This window comes from Desulfovibrio desulfuricans (genome assembly GCF_024460775.1).
GTDB lineage: Bacteria > Desulfobacterota > Desulfovibrionia > Desulfovibrionales > Desulfovibrionaceae > Desulfovibrio > Desulfovibrio desulfuricans_E.
Window position 1 is genome coordinate 1 of record NZ_JANFYZ010000050.1, and the last position, 348, is coordinate 348.

Annotated in this window: 1 protein-coding gene; it reads right to left on the reverse strand. The window is 36.5% G+C overall.

The features are described from left to right. A partial coding sequence (locus NE637_RS15360; protein WP_256267799.1) for a BaiN/RdsA family NAD(P)/FAD-dependent oxidoreductase occupies positions 1-297 on the reverse strand: 297 nt, incomplete at its 3' end. Positions 298-348: the final 51 nt, after the last annotated feature.

Genomic DNA, 348 nt, shown 5'->3' on the forward strand with positions numbered 1-348 from the left:
TTTTGAAATCCCTGCTTCTTTCACCCAAAGATCGGACAACTTTTTATTAGATAACCCTGTGAAAAATTGATCTGCTCTCTTATACGGACGCATTTTCGCCCGTTTTATTAAAAACTTTTCCAGCTCATCTTCCGAAAATTCCGGCATAAAATCAAGAATCGCCTGAACTTTTTTCTTTTTATATAATGCAATCGCCGCATATCTGCTCACTTGAAATACAGGAATACCTGATATGCCATAATTGGTCAGTTGTAATTCTCCCGTATCTTTTGCGAGACATTGATTTTCCGACCATATCTAAACAGTTCCCTGAACTCTTACTCCTGCGATTGATTTAAAAAATTTTTC